At 70.4% G+C, this 17,487-nt stretch carries 18 protein-coding genes; 10 read left to right on the top strand and 8 right to left on the bottom strand.

What is annotated here, in order from left to right; genetic code table 11:
- Positions 1-20: 20 nt before the first annotated feature.
- Complete coding sequence (locus VF330_RS11500) at positions 21-812, top strand: crotonase/enoyl-CoA hydratase family protein (protein ID WP_330851529.1); 792 nt, start codon at positions 21-23, stop codon at positions 810-812.
- Here the strand turns inward: VF330_RS11500 and VF330_RS11495 are convergent.
- Positions 809-1,729, bottom strand: coding sequence for a PIG-L family deacetylase (locus VF330_RS11495; RefSeq protein WP_330851528.1), 921 nt, complete (start codon positions 1,727-1,729; stop codon positions 809-811). The genes VF330_RS11500 and VF330_RS11495 overlap by 4 nt on opposite strands.
- Before the next feature lie 132 nt (positions 1,730-1,861).
- On the opposite strand from VF330_RS11495, the gene VF330_RS11490 reads away from it, so the two are divergent.
- Positions 1,862-2,626, top strand: a complete 765-nt coding sequence (locus VF330_RS11490; protein WP_330851527.1) for a hypothetical protein — start codon at positions 1,862-1,864, stop codon at positions 2,624-2,626.
- A gap of 3 nt (positions 2,627-2,629) precedes the next feature.
- On the opposite strand, the gene kstD is transcribed toward VF330_RS11490, so the two are convergent.
- Genes kstD through VF330_RS11470 form a run of 4 tightly spaced genes read right to left on the bottom strand, consistent with a single transcriptional unit; the run spans position 2,630 to position 7,343 of the window.
- Positions 2,630-4,333 (bottom strand): 3-oxosteroid 1-dehydrogenase, encoded by a 1,704-nt coding sequence (gene kstD / locus VF330_RS11485; RefSeq protein WP_330851526.1) that lies wholly within the window; start codon positions 4,331-4,333, stop codon positions 2,630-2,632.
- A complete protein-coding gene (locus tag VF330_RS11480) occupies positions 4,330-4,782 on the bottom strand; it encodes a pyridoxamine 5'-phosphate oxidase family protein (RefSeq protein WP_330851525.1) in 453 nt (150 codons plus the stop codon). Before VF330_RS11480 ends, kstD begins: the two co-directional genes overlap by 4 nt.
- Positions 4,775-6,289, bottom strand: coding sequence for an acyl-CoA synthetase (locus VF330_RS11475; protein ID WP_330851524.1), 1,515 nt, complete (start codon positions 6,287-6,289; stop codon positions 4,775-4,777). Before VF330_RS11475 ends, VF330_RS11480 begins: the two co-directional genes overlap by 8 nt.
- A 25-nt stretch (positions 6,290-6,314) precedes the next feature.
- Positions 6,315-7,343, bottom strand: coding sequence for an LLM class F420-dependent oxidoreductase (locus tag VF330_RS11470; protein WP_330851523.1), 1,029 nt, complete (start codon positions 7,341-7,343; stop codon positions 6,315-6,317).
- 45 nt (positions 7,344-7,388) lie between these two features.
- Between VF330_RS11470 and VF330_RS11465 the strand changes: the two genes are divergently transcribed.
- The 5 genes from VF330_RS11465 to VF330_RS11445 are packed head-to-tail and all read left to right on the top strand — an operon-like array spanning position 7,389 to position 11,830.
- Positions 7,389-8,333 (top strand): Zn-ribbon domain-containing OB-fold protein, encoded by a 945-nt coding sequence (locus VF330_RS11465; RefSeq protein ID WP_330851522.1) that lies wholly within the window; start codon positions 7,389-7,391, stop codon positions 8,331-8,333.
- Positions 8,334-8,340: 7 nt separating this feature from the next.
- Positions 8,341-9,396: a thiolase domain-containing protein gene (locus VF330_RS11460; protein WP_330851521.1), complete on the top strand. Its 1,056-nt coding sequence runs from the start codon at positions 8,341-8,343 to the stop codon at positions 9,394-9,396.
- The gene (locus VF330_RS11455) at positions 9,397-10,539 is read left to right on the top strand and encodes a thiolase domain-containing protein (RefSeq protein ID WP_330851520.1); all 1,143 of its coding nucleotides are present in this window, start codon (positions 9,397-9,399) and stop codon (positions 10,537-10,539) included. It begins immediately after the preceding gene.
- Positions 10,536-11,396 (top strand): TIGR03619 family F420-dependent LLM class oxidoreductase, encoded by an 861-nt coding sequence (locus VF330_RS11450; protein ID WP_330851519.1) that lies wholly within the window; start codon positions 10,536-10,538, stop codon positions 11,394-11,396. Before VF330_RS11455 ends, VF330_RS11450 begins: the two co-directional genes overlap by 4 nt.
- Complete coding sequence (locus VF330_RS11445; RefSeq protein ID WP_330851518.1) at positions 11,393-11,830, top strand: nuclear transport factor 2 family protein; 438 nt, start codon at positions 11,393-11,395, stop codon at positions 11,828-11,830. The genes VF330_RS11450 and VF330_RS11445 overlap by 4 nt, the downstream gene beginning before the upstream one ends.
- A 91-nt stretch (positions 11,831-11,921) precedes the next feature.
- On the opposite strand, the gene VF330_RS11440 is transcribed toward VF330_RS11445, so the two are convergent.
- Positions 11,922-13,148, bottom strand: a complete 1,227-nt coding sequence (locus tag VF330_RS11440) for a cytochrome P450 (protein ID WP_330851517.1) — start codon at positions 13,146-13,148, stop codon at positions 11,922-11,924.
- Positions 13,149-13,275: 127 nt separating this feature from the next.
- Here VF330_RS11440 and VF330_RS11435 point away from each other — a divergent pair, with 127 nt between their 5' ends.
- On the top strand, positions 13,276-14,403 hold the full coding sequence (locus VF330_RS11435) for a steroid 3-ketoacyl-CoA thiolase (RefSeq protein WP_330851516.1): 1,128 nt from the start codon (positions 13,276-13,278) through the stop codon (positions 14,401-14,403).
- Positions 14,404-14,570: 167 nt separating this feature from the next.
- Here the strand turns inward: VF330_RS11435 and VF330_RS11430 are convergent, their stop codons facing one another.
- Both VF330_RS11430 and VF330_RS11425 read right to left on the bottom strand, forming a co-directional pair.
- A complete protein-coding gene (locus VF330_RS11430; protein ID WP_330851515.1) occupies positions 14,571-15,425 on the bottom strand; it encodes an SDR family oxidoreductase in 855 nt (284 codons plus the stop codon).
- Complete coding sequence (locus VF330_RS11425) at positions 15,422-16,183, bottom strand: SDR family oxidoreductase (protein WP_330851514.1); 762 nt, start codon at positions 16,181-16,183, stop codon at positions 15,422-15,424. The genes VF330_RS11430 and VF330_RS11425 overlap by 4 nt, the downstream gene beginning before the upstream one ends.
- Before the next feature lie 63 nt (positions 16,184-16,246).
- Here VF330_RS11425 and VF330_RS11420 point away from each other — a divergent pair, with 63 nt between their 5' ends.
- Both VF330_RS11420 and VF330_RS11415 read left to right on the top strand, forming a co-directional pair.
- Positions 16,247-17,014, top strand: a complete 768-nt coding sequence (locus tag VF330_RS11420; protein ID WP_330851513.1) for an enoyl-CoA hydratase family protein — start codon at positions 16,247-16,249, stop codon at positions 17,012-17,014.
- Positions 16,989-17,487, top strand: a 499-nt coding sequence (locus VF330_RS11415) for a CoA transferase subunit A (RefSeq protein ID WP_330851512.1), incomplete at its 3' end; no start/stop codon positions are given. The genes VF330_RS11420 and VF330_RS11415, both read left to right, overlap by 26 nt.

Here is a 17,487-nt window from a genome sequence, read left to right as displayed (position 1 = left end):
TCGATCCAGGAGGCGCGCGAATGACGACCACGACGGAACCTCACGCGTTGGTGGACTTGGTCGGCAACGTCCTGGTCGTGACGATGAACCGGCCGGAGGTCCGCAACGCGTTGTCCGGCCCGATGCTGGCGATCATGAAGGAAGCCTGGGACCGCGTGGACTCCGACCCGGACGTGCGCGTGTGCGTCCTGACCGGCGCGGGCGGCTCGTTCTGCGCGGGCGCCGACCTGAAGGCCATGACGCGGAACCACCCCGGCGAGAACGCCGGCCGGTTCGACTTCTCCGTCATCGAGCCGCTGCTGAAGGGTCGCCGGTTGACGAAACCGCTCATCGCGGCCGTGGAAGGCCCCGCGGTCGCCGGCGGCACGGAAATCCTTCAGGCGACGGACATCCGCGTGGCCGGCGAGAGCGCCCGCTTCGGCGTCTCGGAGGCCCGCTGGGGCCTGTTCCCGCTCGGCGGCTCGGCGGTCCGGTTGCCGCGCCAGATCCCGTACACCGTGGCGGCCGACCTCCTGCTGACCGGCCGGCACATCCGCGCCGCGGAGGCCAAGGAGATCGGCCTCATCGGACACGTCGTGCCGGACGGCCAAGCACTCGACAAGGCCCTCGAACTGGCCGCGCTGATCACCGCCAACGGGCCCGTCGCCGTGCGGAAGATCCTGCAGACCATGCGGGAGACCGAGGGCATGCACGAGAACGACGCGTTCACTGTGGACGCTCGTCTGGGCATGGAGGTGTTCGGCAGCGAGGACGCGAAGGAAGGGCCTCGCGCGTTCGCGGAGAAGCGCAAGCCGGAGTTCAAGGGCCGCTAGCAGCCCGCCACGAAGAAGTCGCCCGGCGGCACCCAGGGCGTGCCGGGCCAGAAGATCCTGCCCTCCGGCCGGATCTGGCGGGTGAAGGCGTACTCGTGCGACAGCCGTCCGAGCTCGGGGTCGTGCGGCCAGTACTCGTCCCAGATCTCGACCTTGCGGACGTTCCAGTAACCGAAGACGTTCTCCGGGAAGTTGGCGCTGTTGTAACCGGTGTACTCGTCCCGGCGGATCCACGTGCGACCGGCGCCGTCCAGATCGGCCTCCGCGACGAGGTTGGCGGCGGAGGTGTGGTCGACGTGGTCCCGGTTGGGGCTGTCGCGGTGGCCGATGCTGCTGCCGGACCGGATGTACTCCGGGTTCGCGTACCCGATGAGCGTGCGCAGCATCGAGGTGAAGGACTGCCGGGTGTACGAAGGCCTTCCGTCGATCGGACGGGCGACGTAGCTGTTGCCCGAGCCGTCGTGCAGCATCCGGTACAGGTCGCCCTGCGGGTCACCGCCCGGACTGTCGCACCCGCCGGACGCGCCGTGGACGTAGGTGAACACCAGGCGCACGTTCGTGCCGTTGAGCCGGTTGGTGGCCAGCGGGTGGCCGTCCACCCACAGCTCCTCGTACGTCCAGTTGTTGGCCACTCGGGCGGTCTTGGCGTACGCGGCCCGTTCACCCTCGACGCGCTGGTTCGCGTACCCCAGCGGATCCCTCGTGTGGACCTCGCCCGCGGTGAGGTAGACGACCCAGACGTTGTAGCCCGCCTCGACGTCCGAGGCGATGTCGGGGTTCATGAACAGCAGGTCGTCGTCCTGGTGCGCGACGAACGACATGGTGGTCCTGACCGCGGCCGCCTCGGCGTCCGCCGTGGTCAGCGTGGCGGCCACCAGGACCGCGGACGTGAACAAGGACAGCAGAGTTCGATGCATCTCTCCCCCAGGTTCGAATGCGTTGCACCCCACGGTACTTCATCAACCGATTCGTTTGCCCCCGTAACACAGGAGTTTGACTGGCCGATCAGCCAACCGTCACACTCCGGCAGCGGGGCGAAGGGGCCAGTCGTGAAGCACTCCGATCAGGCGACCGAGAACGACCTCGGCGGCGACGTCAGCGGCACGGCGTTGCAGGCGGGGTCGATCGAGATCAACGTCGGCACGCCGGGAAGGCGCTGGCAGCGCAGGGTCCTCTGGTGGCTGAGCGTTCCCGCGGTGGCCGCCGTGCTGGGAGGCACCGCCTCCGTCGTCGACCTCGCGGTGTCGGACGACCAGGCCGTGGAACTGCCCGTCTCGCCCACGAGTGCGCCGCTGGACGCGACGACGACAACGTCGTCACCGCCTCCGGCCACGACCGGGCCCGCTCCCGCGCGGGTGACGATCCGTCCGACGGCGCAACAGGGTTCGGTGGCACGGCCGGTCCACAGCGCCCCGCCACCGCCGCCGGGGACCACCACCGAGACCTCGATCTCCACCGCCGCGGCGCCGCCGGTCGCGGGCGTGCGCTACAGCGGGTCGCTGAGGTTCGGCAGCTACCACCTGGACCCCAGGCAACCGCGCGACACCGCCGGCGCGAACCTCTGGCCGCTCACCCCGGGCCGGCTGCACGGCGACCCCGGCTACCGGCTCGCCGAGTGGTTCACCGACGGGCTCCCCGGACAGGCGGAGTGCCTGGCCCACCTCACCGGGCAGTCCACCCAGGACGCGGAGAACCTGGTCGCCGGCAGCCGCGTGTGCGGTCTGACGCCGCACGGCCGCGTCTTCCGGCTCGAGGTCGCGGCGGTCGACGCGCAGACGATCGAAGGCCACGTGACGGTGTGGGAGCTGGACTAGGACCTAGACGTTGTTCGCGGCGACGTACCCGAACGTCATCGCCGGCCCGATCGTCGACCCGGCCCCCGCGTAGCTGCGGCCCATCACCGCCGAGCTCACGTTGCCCGCCGCGTACAGCCCCGGGATCACCGACCCGTCCGGCCGCAGCACGCGGGCTCGTGCATCGGTCACCAGACCGCCCTTGGTGCCGAGGTCGCCGGGCATGATCTTGAACGCGTAGAACGGCGCCAGCCACAGCGGCGCGAGGCACGAGTTCGGGATGACCGCCGGGTCGGTGTAGTAGTGGTCGTAGGCGGAGTCGCCGCGGCGGAAGTCCGCGTCCCTGCCGCTCAGGGCCTGGCTGTTGAACCTGCTGACGGTCGCCTTCAGCGCGGCGCCCGGCACCCCGATCGCGGAAGCCAGTCCGTCGAGCGACCAGTTCTTCACCACGGCGCCGGACTGGTACCAGCCGTCGGGCAGCGGCAGTGCCGGGGCGACGTCGGCGAACAGGTACCGGTTGCGGTAGTTCTGGTCGACGATGAGCCATGACGGGATGCACGGGTCGGTGGGGTTCTTGTCGTACATGACGTGCACGACGTCGCTGTAGGGCGCGGCCTCGTTGACGAACCGCCTGCCCGCCGCGTTGACGATCAGGCCACCGGGCAGCGTGCGTTCGGCGAGGCAGAAGTACGACGAGCCGGGCGTCGGGATCACCGGACCCCACCAGGCGTCGTCCATCAGGTCGAACGCCGCTCCGGCGCGCTGGCCCGCTCGGTGCCCGTCGCCGGTGTTCTCCTTCGCGCCGACCGTCCACTGAGTACCGATCGGCTGGCGCTGGTACTGGGCGCGCATCGCCGCGTTGTGCTCGAAGCCACCGGAGCCCATGATGACGCCGCGCCGGGCGCGCACGACTCCGCGTGAGGTCAGCACTCCCTTGACGGCACCGTTCTCCACGACCAGGTCCTGCAGACCGGTGTTGAGCCACACCGGCACGCCGGCCTGCATCAGGCCCGCGCGCAGGCCGCCCGCCAGTGCCTGGCCCATCGTCAGCGGCTTCTGCCCGGCCAGCGCGGCCGCCGTGCCGCGGGCCAGCGCGGCGGCCGCGGTGGCGGCGCCCTTGGCGTTGACGAGAGCCAGGTTGAGCCACTTGTAGTCCGCGCCGAAGATGACCATGCCGGCCGGCACGGCCAGGTAGGGGGCGTTGAGGTTCGCCAGCTCGTCGCCGAGGACGCGGCCGTCCAGCACGTCGGGCTCGATCGACCGGCCCCGCGCGATGCCGCCGGGCAGCTCCGGGTAGTAGTCGCTGTAGCCGTCCATGTGCCGGAAGCGCAGCGGGCTGTTGCGCATCACGAACGAGATCATCTGCGGCCCGTGGGCCAGGTAGGCCTGCTGGCGCGCCGGCGGGATGTCGCCGACGACCGCCGCCAGGTACTGCGCGGCCTTCGCGGGCGTGTCCGGCACACCGGCAGCGAGGATGACCTCGTTGTTCGGGATCCAGATGCCGGCGCCGGACCGGGCGGCCGAGCCGCCGAACGTCGGCGCCTTCTCCAGCACCACGCAGCTCAGGCCGCGCTTCGCGGCGGTGAGGGCCGCGGTCATGCCGGCCGCGCCCGACCCGACCACGACGACGTCGAACTCGTCGGCCGCCGACGCGGAGCCGGGTCTGACGAGTCCCGAGGCCAGCGCGAGACCGGCTCCGGCGAGCACCTGGCGGCGGTTGAGGGTCATGGGGTCGCTCCCGGCATCGTCTTGCGGTGGTCCCAGCTGGCCGTCCGCGTCGGACGGAAGATCACGGCGACGCGCCTCGACATGGCCTTGCGCATCGCCTCGCGGGCGGTCTCGTCGTCGCCCACCTCACCGAAGTTGCGCGCCACCACGGCGTCCACGACCGGGCCGAGGTCGGTGAACTCGGTGACGCCCTCCATGTGCACGCCGCGCAGCTGGTCGTAGGTCTCGCCCGCCTCCGCCAGCACGCTGCAGCGCGGGTCGCGGCGCAGGTTGACGATCTTCTGCGACTTGCGGTCGGTGCAGAAGACGATCTCGCCGTCCAGGAACGCGAACCACATCGGCGCGAGGTGCGGCAGCCCGGCGCGCCCGATGGTCGCCACGACCAACGTCTTCTGCTCGTTCAGGAAAGCCTCGACCTCACCCGACGACATCTTGATCAGATCACGCACGGTCGCGGAGCTTCCGCTTGTACAGCTTGCCGTTCGGGTCGCGGGGAAGCTCCGCCATGTACTCGATCGTGCGCGGGAGCTTGAACTTCGCGAGCCTCGTCCGCGCGAACTCGAGGATCTCCGCGGACAGCGCGTCATCGCCCTCGACACCGTCCACCGGCTGCACGACGGCCTTGATCTCCTCGCCCCAGTCGGCGTGCGGGACGCCGAACACCGCGACGTCCGCGACCTTGGGGTGGCAGATGATCTCGCCCTCGATCTCCGCCGGGTAGATGTTCACCCCACCGGAGATGATCATGTCGTTCTTGCGGTCGCAGAGGAACAGGTAGCCGTCCTCGTCGAGGTACCCGATGTCCTGCAACGTGAAGAGCTTGCCGACCCGTGCGGCGCGGGTCTTCTCGGCGTCCTTGTGGTACTCGAACGTCGAGTCGCCCATGCGCATGTAGACGAGCCCCTGCTCCCCTGCCGGGAGCTCGGCGCCGTCCTCGCCCAGGATCTTGATCTCGGACGTCGGCCACGGCAGGCCGACGGATCCGGGTTTGCGCAGCCACTCCTGCGCGGAGATCGCGGTGCCGCCGCCCTCGGTGGCCGCGTAGTACTCGATGACGACCGGCCCCCACCAGTCGAGCATGCGCCGCTTGACCTCCAACGGGCACGGCGCGGCGCCGTGGATCATCGCGCGCAGCGAACCCATGTCGTACTTGGACTTCACGTCGTCGGGCAGCGCGAGCAGGCGGTGGAACTGGGTCGGCACCATGTGGCTGTGGGTGACCTTGTACCGGTCGATGAGCCGCAGCATCTCCTCCGGCGACCAGTGGTCCATCAGCACGGCGGTGTGTCCGAGCTGGATGGAGATGGTCACGAAGTTCAGCACGGCGGTGTGGTAGAGCGGCGACCCGCACAGGTGCACGTGCCCGTCGTGCGGCAAGATGCCGAAGATCCCGAAGAACCACTGCGCCGAGCCCGGCACGGCGTCGGGATCGGCGCCGGTCAACGGCCTGCGCACGCCCTTCGGCCGCCCGGTGGTGCCGGAGGTGTAGAGCATCGGCGACCCGGTGGTGCGGACGTCGGGCCTGCCCTCCTCGCCCTCGCCGAGCTTCGCCAGCGGCTCGAAGCCGTCGATGTCCCCGACCGCGAACCGCGCGTTCCCCGGCAGGCCCGCCGACGCCTCCGCGGCCGCCTGCGCGAACCGTTCGTGGCCCACGAACGCCTTGGCACCGCTGTCCTGCACGAGGTACGCGACCTCGGCGCCGGTCAGGTGCCAGTTGGCCATCACCACGTAGAGACCGGTCTGGTACGCGGCGAAGTACACCTGCACCAGCTCGGCGCTGTTCGGCAGCATCAGCACGATGCTGTCGCCGGGTTCCAGACCCAGCGCCTGGAACCCGCGCCCGTACCGGTTCGCGGCGTCGGCCAGCTCCCGGTAGGTGATCTCGTGACCGCTCGGGCCGACCAGCGCGATGGTGTCCGGCCGGTCCGCGGCGATGTTCCAGAGTCCAGTGACCACACCCTCAAAGTAGAACGCGTTTCACCTACTGACAAGCCTCCGCCACCGCCTTGATCGAGGCAACGTCGCGACATCCGACGAGCAGCATCGTGACGCCCGCCTTCTCCCAGCGGCCGACCTCCTCGCGGACGTGCTGGGCCGTGCCGACGATGCTGATCTCGGCCACGAGCTCGTCCGGGACCACCTGCGCCGCCTCGTCCTTGCGGCCCGCCTGGAACAGCCTGCCGATGTCCTGCACCGCCTCGCCGTATCCCATGCGGGTGAACACCTCGGCGTGGAAGTTCATCCCCGGCGCGCCCATCCCGCCGATGTACAGGGCGACGAACGGCTTCAGCATCGCCCGGACGGACACCGGGTCGTCCGTCACGACGACCTGGCAGGTGGCCGCGACCTCGAAGTTCTCCCTGCTCCGGCCGGATTTCGCGAACCCCTCGCCGAGCCACTCGTCGTACATGCCGGCGAGCCTGGGCGCGTAGTAGATCGCGAGCCAGCCGTCGGCGATCTCCGACGTCAGCGCGACGTTCTTCGGCCCCTCGGCGCCGAGCCAGATGGGCAGGTCGGCGCGCAGCGGGTGGGTGATGGGCTTGAGCGGCTTGCCCAGCCCGAGCGCTCCGGGCCCCCGGTACGGCAGCGGGTAGTGCGGGCCGTCGTTGCGCACCGGCGCCTCGCGGGCCAGCACCTGGCGCAGGATCGAGACGTACTCCCTGGTCCTGGCCAGGGGTTTGGCGAACGGGCGCCCGTACCAGCCCTCCACGACCTGCGGTCCGGAGACGCCGAGTCCCAGCACGAACCGGCCGCCGGACAGGTGGTCCAGGGTCAGGGCGTGCATCGCGCACGCCGCCGGGGTGCGGGCGGACATCTGCACGACGGACGTGCCGAGCCGCACCCGTTCGGTCTCGGATCCCCACCACGCCAACGGGGTGAAGGCGTCCGAGCCCCACGCCTCGGCCGCGAACACCGCGTCGAAGCCGGAAACTTCTGCCGCCGCCACGAGTTCGGCGGCGTTCGAGGGCGGACCAGCGCCCCAGTAGCCGAGCTGCAGACCGAGCTTCATGCACTCATCTTGCCACCATTTCGAGAACCTGTTTCACTTTGATCTGTGACCAAGCCGCTGAGTGCTCCACTGGACGTCGGCTTCGACTACACGCGCTCCACCGGCCCGACGATCGGCCGGTTCCTCTCGGACCTGCGCCGCCGCAAGGTGACCGGCATCCGCGGCTCGGACGGCCGTGTGCACGTGCCGCCGCTCGAGTACGACCCCGTGACGGCGGAGGAGCTGTCCGAGTTCGTCGACGTGGCGTCGACCGGTGTCGTGCGCGGCTGGTCCTGGATCCCCGAACCGCTCGAAGGCCAGCCGCTCGACCGGCCGTTCGCGTGGTCGCTCATCCAGCTCGACGGCGCCGACACGTCGTTGCTGCACGCCGTGGACGCGGGTTCGCCCGACGCGATCTCCACGGGTGCACGCGTGCGGGTGCGGTGGCGTGGCGAGCGCGTCGGCGCGATCACCGACATCGAGTGCTTCGAGCTCTCCGACGCCCCCGCCGACCCGCCGGTCGAGGCGGAGGACGTCTCGATGGTGATCACGCCGGTCAACCTCCACTACACGCATTCCGCGTCGCCGACGGAGGACCCGTTCCTGCGCGGCCTGATGGAGGGCCGGCTGATCGCGCAGCGCTGCCCCGCCTGCGAGAAGGTCTACTTCCCGCCGCGGCCCGCGTGTCCCACCGACGGCGTGCCGACGACGGACCAGGTCGAGCTGTCCGACCGCGGCACCGTCACGACGTTCTGCGTGGTCAACGTGCCGTTCCTCGGCCAGCGCATCCCGCCGCCGTACGTCTCGGCCTACGTGCTGCTCGACGGCGCGGACATCCCGTTCCTGCACCTGCTGCTCGGCGTCGCGCCGGAGGACGTGCGGATGGGCATGCGCGTCGAGGCGGTCTGGAAACCGCGCGAGGAGTGGGGCCCGACGATGCAGAACATCGACCACTTCAAGCCCTCCGGCGAGCCGGACGCGGCGTTCGACTCCTACTCCCGGCACCTGTGAGGCTCGCATGCGTGAGGTTGCGGTAGTCGGTTTCGCGCAGACGCCCTGCGTGCGCGAGACCGACGGCACCACCAACGGCGTCGAGATGCTGGTGCCGATCTTCCACGAGGTGCTCGGCGGCCTCGGGCTCACCAAGTCCGACATCGGGTTCTGGTGCTCGGGCTCGTCGGACTACCTGGCGGGGCGCGCGTTCTCGTTCGTCTCGGCGGTGGACGCGATCGGCGCCTTCCCGCCGATCGCCGAGTCGCACGTCGAGATGGACGCCGCCTGGGCGCTGTACGAGGCCTGGGTGAAGCTGCAGTGCGGCGAGGTCGACACGGCCCTGGTCTACGGCTTCGGCAAGTCGTCCGCCGGTCAGTTGCGCCGCGTGATGGCGATGCAGCTCGACCCGTACGTCGTCACTCCGTTGTGGCCGGACACGATCGGCCTGGCGGGCATCCAGGCGCGGCTCGGCATCGAGGCGGGGCTGTGGGACGAGCGGGCGATGGCGTCCGTGGCCGCGCAGAGCCGGGCCAACGCCCTGTCGAACCCGCTGGCGCAGCTGTCGGGTCGGGTGGACGTCGACTCCCTGCTGGCCTCCGACTACGTCGCGGACCCGTTGCGGCGGCACGACTGCGCGCCGATCACCGATGGCGCGGCCACGATCGTGCTCGCGGCCGGCGACCGCGCGCGGGAGCTCTGCGAGCGGCCCGCGTGGATCACCGGGTTCGAGCACCGGGTCGACTCGCCGTCGTTCGGGACGCGCGACCTGACGACGTCTCCTTCCGCGGTGGCCGCGGGCAAAGCGGCCGGGGCCGACGGGGTGGAGGTGGCGGAACTGCACGCGCCGTTCACCCACCAGGAGATCCTGCTGCGCCAAGCGCTCGGGCTCGGTGACGACGTGGCGGTGAACCCGTCCGGTGGTGTGCTGGCGGGCAACCCGATGTTCTCGGCCGGTCTCGCCAGGATCGGCGAGGCGGCCCGCCGGGTTCACGACGGCTCGGCGTCCCGCGTGCTCGGCCACGCCACCAGCGGGCCGCTGCTCCAACAGAACCTCGTCTGCGTGATGGAAGGGCGGGAGTAGATGCGACCGGCAGCTGTGGTCGGCACCGGCCAGACGCACCACGCCGCGAAGCGCCTCGACGTGTCGATGGCGGGCCTGTGCCGCGAGGCGATCGACCGCGCGATGGCCGACGCGGGCGTGGACTGGCCGGACATCGACGCCGTGGTGCTCGGCAAGGCACCGGACCTGTTCGAGGGCGTGATGATGCCCGAGCTGTTCCTGGCGGACGCCCTGGGCGCCGTCGGGAAACCGTTGCTGCGCGTGCACACGGCGGGTTCGGTCGGTGGCAGCACGGGCAACGTCGCCGCCTCGCTGGTCCAGTCCGGCGTGCACGACCGCGTGCTGGCCGTGGCGTTCGAGAAGCAGTCGGAGTCGAACGCGATGTGGGCTCTGTCCGTGCCGACGCCGTTCACGATGCCCGTGCACGCCGGCGCCGGCGGCTATTTCGCACCGCACGTCCGCGCCTACATCCGTCGTGCGAGCGCTCCCGAGCACATCGGCGCGATGGTGGCCGCGAAGGACCGCCGCAACGGCGCGCTGAACCCGTACGCGCACCTCAAGCAGCCGGACACCACCGTCGAGTCGGTGCGGGCGTCCAAGATGTTGTGGGACCCGATCCGCTACGACGAGACGTGTCCGTCGTCGGACGGCGCCTGCGCGGTGGTGATCTCGGCCTCGCCGACTTCCTCGCGCGCCGCCTGGATCCGCGCGACCGCGATGCGGACGGAGCCGACGACGTTCGCCGGCCGCGACCAGGTCAACCCCCAGGCGGGGCAGGACTGCGCGCGAGCGTTGTGGAAGCAGGCGGGCATCACCGACCCGCTGTCCGAAGTGGACGCCGCCGAGATCTACGTGCCGTTCTCGTGGTTCGAGCCGATGTGGCTGGAGAACCTGGGGTTCGCGGACGCCGGTCAGGGCTGGAAGCTCACCGAGGCGGGCGAGACCGAGATCGGCGGCCGCCTCCCGGTCAACCCGTCCGGCGGCGTGCTCTCGTCGAACCCGATCGGCGCGTCCGGCCTGCTGCGGTTCGCCGAGGCCGCCATGCAGGTCATGGGCACCGCGGGCGACCACCAGGTCGACGGCGCGCGGGTCGCGCTGGGCCACGCGTACGGCGGTGGGTCGCAGTTCTTCGCCATGTGGGTCGTCGGATCGGAGAAGCCATGAAGTTCACCGTCGGCATCGCGATGAGCCCGCTCGACCAACTGACGTCGCTGGCCCAGTGCGCCGAGGAGTGCGGGTACGCGTCGATCGCGCTGCCGGACTCCCTGTTCTTCTCCGAGAAGGTGTCCGCGGACTACCCGTACACACCGGACGGCTCGCGCATGTGGAACCCGGAGACGCCGTGGGTCGACCCGTTCGTCGCGGCGGCGGCGATGGGCGCCGTCACGTCGCGGATCCACTTCTACACGCAGGTCCTGAAACTCGGCTCGCGCAACCCGTTGCTGCTGGCCCGCCAGATCGGGTCGGTCGCGCACCTGACCGGCAACCGCTTCGGCCTCGGCGTCGGGCTCGGCTGGTCGCCGGAGGAGTTCGAGTGGTGCGGCGTGCCGTTCAAGAACCGCGGGCCGCGCGTCGACGAGATGATCGACGTGCTGAAGCTGGTGCTCGGCGGCGGGATGGTCGAGTACCACGGCGACTACTTCGACTTCGACCGGCTGCAGATGTCGCCGGCACCCACCTCGCCGGTGCCGTTCTACGTCGGCGGCCACACCCTGCCCGCCCTGAAGCGGGCCGCCCGCGTGGGCGACGGGTGGACTTCGGCGATGATCAAGTTCGCTGATCTCCAGTCGGTGATCGCGCAGCTGAAGGATCTCGGCGCGTTCGAGCGGCCGTTCGAGATCCAGGCCGTGTGCATCGACCGGTTCGGGGTGGACGGGTACCGGCAGCTGGAGGAGATCGGGGTCACCGACGTGATCGTGGTCCCCTGGCTGTTCTACGGCGTCGGTTTCGACGGCGGGTTGCAGGCCAAGAAGGACGGGCTCCGGCGGTTTGCCGACGAGGTGCTGGGAGAGTTCTCATGACCGCCGTGACGTGGAAGGCCTCCGAGGTGGAGACGCCTGCTCGGGTTGCTTCCTGGCGTTCCATGGACGCTGTTGTGCGTGGGGCCAAAGAGGAGTGGCTGGCCCTGTTCGCCGAGGACGCTGTGGTCGAGGATCCCGTCGGGCCGTCCATGTTCGATGCCTCGGGGCTTGGGCATCACGGGGTGGCTGGGATCTCCGGGTTCTGGGACATGGCGATCGGGCCTGTTGAGCGGTTCGAGTTCGAGATCTACGACTCGTTCGCTGCTGGGTCCGAGTGTGCGAACGTCGGTGTTATCCGGGCGTTCCTGCCTGGCGGGGCTTCGGTTTCCACGGAGGGTGTGTTCGTCTACCGGGTCGGTGAGGACGGGTTGATCCGGTCCGTCCGGGCCTTCTGGGAGACCGAGCGGGCTTTGGGGACGTTGACGACGCCTTGACCGCACCTGGTCGTGCCCCCACGGACGCGTTGTCCGTTCCGTGCTCACACGCCGCCGCGCCACGCCCGGAATCCGGGCGCGGCGGGGCCTCTCACGCGTACTGGACGCGGAACTCCTTGATGCCGTTCAGCCAGCCTGACCGCAGGCGGCGCGGCTCGGCCACCTGCTTGATGTTCGGCATGGCGTCGGCGATGGCGTTGAAGATCAGGTCGATCTCCAGCCTCGCCAGGTTCGCGCCGATGCAGAAGTGTGCGCCGCTACCGCCGAAGCCCAGGTGCGGGTTCGGGTCCCTGGTGATGTCGAAGACCTCCGGGGCGGTGAAGACTTCCTCGTCGAAGTTGGCCGAGGAGTAGAACATGCCCACTCGTTGGCCCTGTTTGATCTCCACGCCGCTCAGGACCGTGTCGGCCATGGCCGTGCGCTGGAACGAGACGACCGGGGTGGCCCAGCGAACGATCTCGTCCGCTGTGGTGGCGGGGCGTTCCGCCCTGAAGAGTTCCCACTGGTCCGGGTGGTCGAAGAAGGCCTTCATGCCGTGGGTGATGGCGTTGCGGGTCGTCTCGTTGCCGGCCACTGCGAGGAGGAGGACGAAGAAGCCGAACTCCTCGGACGCCAGGCCCGCGCCGTCCACGTCCGCCTGGACCAGTTTGGTGACGATGTCGTGGCGTGGGCACTTGCGGCGGTCCTCCGCCATCGTCCACGAGTAGCCGAGGAGCTCGGTGGCCGCGGCCAGTGGTTCGATCTCGAACTCGGGGTCGTCGTAGGCGATCATCTGGTTGGACCAGTCGAAGATCTTGCGGCGGTCCTCCTGCGGGATGCCGATCAGCTCGGCGATGGCCTGCAGCGGGAGCTCGCAGGCCACGTCCGAGACGAAGTCGCCGCTGCCCTTGGCGAGGGCCTCGGTCACGATCTTCTCGGCGCGGGCCGTCAGGGCCTCGCGCAGGGCGTTGACCGCTCTCGGGGTGAAGCCGCGGGAGACGATGCCGCGTTGCTTGGTGTGGGTGGGCGGGTCCATGTTGAGCAGGAGGAGGCGCTGCATCTCGATGTTGTCGCGCGGCATGTCGTCCTTGAAGCGGATGATCGCCGTGTTCTCGCGACTGGAGAAGAGCTCGCTGTTGCGCGAGACCTCCTTCACGTCGTGGTGCCTGGTCACCACCCAGTAGCCCTCGTCGGGGAAGCCGCCCTGGCCCAGCGGTTTGGAGTTCCACCAGATCGGCGCGGTCTTGCGGAGCTCGGCGAACTCCTCGTGCGGCAGACGACTCGCGTACATGTCCGGGTCGGTGAAGTCGAAGCCTTCCGGGATGCTCGGCTTGCCCACAGGCACCTCCTAGGTGGAACGCGTTCTATCTGATTCAAACACGCTTGCGCCTTGTGTTGAAGCCCCCATGCGGCCAATCTGGTGATGCACAGGAACGTGTTCTAGTTTCTAGGTCGAGGAGGCTCGCGTGGGCAGTCCGGTGATCGTGGGAGCGGTGCGCACGCCCATCGGCAGGCGCAACGGCTGGTTGTCCGGCCTGCACGCCGCCGAGCTCCTCGGCGCGGCGCAGCGGGGGCTGCTCGACCGGACGGGCGTCGATCCGTCGAGCGTCGAACAGGCCATCGGCGGCACGGTCACCCAGGCGGGCGAGCAGTCCAACAACATCACGCGGACGTCCTGGCTGCACGCCGGCCTGCCGCAGACCACGGGCTGCACGACGGTGGACGCCCAGTGCGGCTCGGCCCAGCAGTCCACGCACCTCGTCGCGGGTCTCATCGCCGCCGGCGCGATCTCGTGCGGCATCGCCTGCGGTGTCGAGGCCATGAGCCGCGTCCCGCTGCGCAGCAACCTCGGCGAGACCGGCATGCCGCGCCCCGACTCGTGGACGATCGACCTGCCCAACCAGTTCGTGGCGGCCGAACGGGTCGCGGCACGGCGGGGCATCGGGCGCGAGGAGGTCGACCGGTTCGGCGTCCAGTCGCAGAACCGGGCCCGCGCGGCCTGGGCGGCCGGCCGGTTCACCGCCGAGGTCGTGCCGGTGAAGGTCGGCGAGGACCTCGTGGACACCGACCAGGGGCTGCGGGAGACCTCACTGGAGGCGTTGGCGGCGCTGAAAGCCGTCGTACCGGACGGCGTGCACACGGCAGGGACGTCGTCCCAGATCTCCGACGGCGCCTCCGCGGTGATGGTCGTCGACGAGGACTTCGCCCGTGCGCACGGCCTCAGGCCACGCGCGCGCATCGTCACCCAGTGCCTGGTCGGCTCGGACCCGTACTACCACCTCGACGGCCCGGTGGACGCCACGGCGCGACTGCTGGAGCGCAGCGGCATGAAGATGGCGGACATCGATCTGTTCGAGGTCAACGAGGCGTTCGCGTCGGTCGTGCTGTCGTGGGCGGCGGTGCACCGGCCGAACTGGGACCGGGTCAACGTCAACGGCGGCGCGATCGCGATCGGGCACCCGGTGGGCAGCACCGGTACGCGGCTGATCACGACCGCGCTGCACGAGCTGGAGCGGCGGGACGCGTCGACGGCGTTGATCACGATGTGCGCGGGTGGGGCGCTGGCGACCGGCACGATCATCGAACGGATCTGAGGTCCTCGGCCGGGTACGGGACGCGCCTGTCAGTTCCCGCCACGCCCCGAAGCTCGCCGATCCCCGGCTCGGCCCGGTCCAGCAGCTCCCCCAGCTCACGGTCGCCCAACAGCGCCAACGCGCCAGAGACGGTGGCGTGGGTCGCGAGCCGGGTCACCTGATCGACGTTACTCGGCTCCGTAGACCGGCACCGGGTGATCATCGGCGACCAGCTTGCGCACGACGTCACCCAGCTCGCCCGGCGCCCACCGCGACCCCTTGTCGACCTCCGGGCCGCGCTGCCAGCCGTGCACCACGCAGACCCGCCCGCCGTCCACCTCGAACATCCGCCCGGTCACGTCCCCGGCCTCCTCGCTGCCGAGCCACACGACCAGCGGCGAGACGTTCTCGGGGGCCATCGCGTCGAACCCCTCCTCGGGCGGCGCCATCGTCGCGGCGAACGTCGCCTCGGTCATGCGTGTGCGGGCGGCCGGGGCGATCGCGTTCACCGTCACCCCGTAGCGGGCCAGTTCGGCGGCCGCGACCAGCGTCAGCGAGGCGATGCCCGCCTTGGCCGCCGAGTAGTTCGCCTGCCCGACGCTGCCGAACAAGCCCGCGCCGGACGACGTGTTGATCACACGGCCCGACGCGGTGCCGCCGGCCTTCGCCACGCCACGCCAGTACGTCGCGGCGTGGTGCAGTGGTGCGAAGTGGCCCTTGAGGTGGACGCGCACCACGTCGTCCCACTCCTCTTCGCTGCAGCTCACGACCATGCGGTCGCGCACGATGCCGGCGTTGTTCACGAGCACGTCCAAGCGGCCGAACTCGGAGACCGCCGTCTCGACCAGCTGCCGAGCGCCCGCCCACGTCCCGACGTCGTCGGTGTTGGCGATCGCCTGCGGTCCGATCAGGGCGGCCACCTCGCCCGCGGCGTCCGCCGACAGGTCGTTCACCACCACACGGGCTCCCTCGGCGGCGAACGCCAGGGCGTGGGCGCGGCCGATGCCACGGCCGGCTCCGGTCACGATCACGACTCTGCTCATGACGAACCCCCATCGGCAGCGGTCAGGAACGCGGGCGCCTCTCCCCCGCCGTGCACGACCAACGTCGCGCCGCTCACGTAGGACGCCAGCGGTGAAGCCAGGAACACGGCACATGCGCCGACCTCGTCCGGTGTGGCGAGCCGCCCCAACGGCACGGTTCGCGCCACGGCCTCGATGCCGGCCTCCGAGCCGTAGTGCAGGTGCGACTGCTCGGTCCGCACCATGCCGACGGCCAGCGCGTTCACCCGCACCCGAGGTGCCCATTCGACGGCCAGCGACGACGTCAGGCTGTCCAGCCCGGCCTTGGCGGCGCCGTAAGCAGCGGTTCCGGGCGACGGCCGACGGCCCGAGATGCTGCTGACGTTGACGATCGAGCCACCTGACGGCTGGGTCTGCATGACCGCGTTCGCCGCCTGCGCCACCAGCAGAGGTGCCAGCAGGTTCAGCTCGACGATCTTCGAGTGGAACCGGGGCGAGGCCTTGTCCGCCAACGCGAACGGCGCGCCGCCGGCGTTGTTCACCACGACGTCCAACCGGCCGTGCGCGGCGACGATGCCGCTCACCAGCCGGGAGACCTGTTCCGCGTCGCGGACGTCGCACTGCGCGAACGACGCGCCCTGCACCTCGGAGGGGTGCCGGGCGCACGTCACCACCACGGCCCCGGCCGAGAGGAACGCGCGGGTGATGCCGAGACCGACACCCCGCACGCCGCCCGTCACGAGGACCACTGCTCCGTCGAGGTCCAGTTCCACCAGCACCTACCCCGGTCGCTCCGGCACTGCTAAGTTACCAAGCAATCGCTTGGTTCGGAAGGCGGCGCCATGGGAATCTCCAGCAGCCACACCGAAAACGGCATCATCGAGGTCACCGTCGACTATCCCCCGGTCAACGCCATCCCCTCGCAGGGCTGGTTCGAGCTGGCCGAGGCGGTCACGTGCGCGGGCAGGGACCCGCAGGCTCGGGTCGTGGTTCTGCGGGCCGAGAACCGCGGGTTCTGCGCGGGCGTCGACCTCAAGGAGATCCAGCGCTCGACCGGGTACGAGGCGCTCGTCGCCGCGAACCGGGGGTGCGCCAGGGCTTTCGCGGCCGTCTACGACTGCGAGGTGCCGGTCGTCGCCGCGGTGAACGGGTTCTGCCTCGGCGGCGGGGTCGGGCTGGTCGGCAACGCGGACGTCATCGTCGCGTCCGACGACGCCACGTTCGGGCTGCCCGAGGTCGACCGCGGGGCGCTCGGGGCGGCCACGCACCTCGCCCGGCTCGTGCCGCAGCACCTCATGCGGACGCTCTACTACACGGCCCGCAACGTCAGCGCGCAGACCTTGCACCACCACGGCAGCGTCGTCGAGGTGGTGCCGCGGGCGCGGCTCGACGACGCGGCGCGCGAGATCGCCCAGGAGATCGCGAAGAAGGACCCCAGGGTGATCCGCGCGGCCAAGGAGGCGATCAACGGCATCGACCCGCAGCGCGTGCACCAGAGCTACCGCTTCGAGCAGGGCTTCACCTTCGAGCTGAACCTCACCGGTGTGTCGGACCACGCCCGGCAGGCCTTCCTGGACGGAAACCATGCGCGACAAGCGAATGACGGCTGACGAGGTCGTCGGCGAGATCAAGGGCGGGATGACCGTCGGCATCGGCGGCTGGGGCTCGCGGCGCAAGCCGATGGCCCTGGTGCACGCACTGCTGAGAACAGCGGTGAAGGACCTCACCGTCGTCACCTACGGCGGCCCGGACGCCGGGTTGCTGTGCGCGGCGGGCAAGGTGCGCAAGCTGGTCTACGGCTTCGTCTCGCTCGACTCGATCCCGTACGACCCGTGGTTCAGACGAGCCCGCGAGACCGGTGCGATCGAGGTGCTGGAACTGGACGAGGGCATGTTCCAGACCGGCCTGCGCGCCGCCGCGCACCGGCTGCCGTTCCTGCCGATCAGGGCGGGCCTCGGCTCCGGCGTGCTCGAGCACGCGCCGGAGATCAGGACCGTGCGGTCGCCCTACGCCGACGGCGAGGAGCTCGTCGCCATGCCCGCGATCGGACTCGACGTGGCGCTGGTCCACCTCAACCGCGCCG

The organism is Lentzea sp. (genome assembly GCF_036380075.1).
Classification (GTDB): Bacteria; Actinomycetota; Actinomycetes; order Mycobacteriales; family Pseudonocardiaceae; genus Lentzea.
The sequence above is the reverse complement of the archived record's forward strand: the minus strand, read 5'-3'. Positions and strand labels throughout refer to the sequence as shown.